This is a genomic window from Kitasatospora cheerisanensis KCTC 2395, from assembly GCF_000696185.1.
Lineage (GTDB): Bacteria > Actinomycetota > Actinomycetes > Streptomycetales > Streptomycetaceae > Kitasatospora > Kitasatospora cheerisanensis.
Genome location: NZ_KK853997.1, coordinates 2,488,931 through 2,489,458, shown reverse-complemented (window position 1 = coordinate 2,489,458; position 528 = coordinate 2,488,931). Strand labels below are relative to the sequence as shown.

Genomic DNA, 528 nt, shown 5'->3' with positions numbered 1-528 from the left:
GCGCGCGCGCGCGCGCGCGCGCGCGCGCGCGCGCGCCGGCCCCCCCCCCCCTTAGGTCCCCCCCCCCCCCCCTGGGGGTCGGGTGGGCCCCCTTTGGGGGCCCAGGTCCTCCAGTCCCCCGATGTGCGCGCTCGAGTCCGTTGCGAGGTGCGCAAGTGGGGCTACTCGGATGTCGTCGTGGACGATGCCGAGCTGGTTGTAGCGGAGCTGGCCAGCAACGCGGTCATCCATGGGTGCAATGGAGCTGACGGACAGTTCGATGTCTTCCTGGCCGCCCGACCGGACGGGTTGGAGGTCGCGGTCGGTGATCCGAGTTCGCAGCTGCCGACTCGCGTCGAGACTGCCGAGGACGACGTTCACGGACGGGGCCTCATCCTGGTTCATGCGCTCAGCGCTCAGTGGAAGGCTCTTGTCGGTCCCGGCGGAGGAAAGCGAATCTGGGCACTGATCGCAGCCGAGTCGCTCCCAGGAGTCCAACCCTCCACACAGGTCGGTCCTGGGATCGAGGTGATCTCGTGCTGATCAGCG

The 528-nt window shown here is 69.7% G+C and carries 1 protein-coding gene; it reads left to right on the top strand.

What is annotated here, in order from left to right; translation table 11 throughout:
* Window positions 1-123: 123 nt before the first annotated feature.
* Window positions 124-522 (top strand): ATP-binding protein, encoded by a 399-nt coding sequence (locus tag KCH_RS39435; RefSeq protein ID WP_279635856.1) that lies wholly within the window; start codon window positions 124-126, stop codon window positions 520-522.
* Window positions 523-528 lie beyond the last annotated feature (6 nt).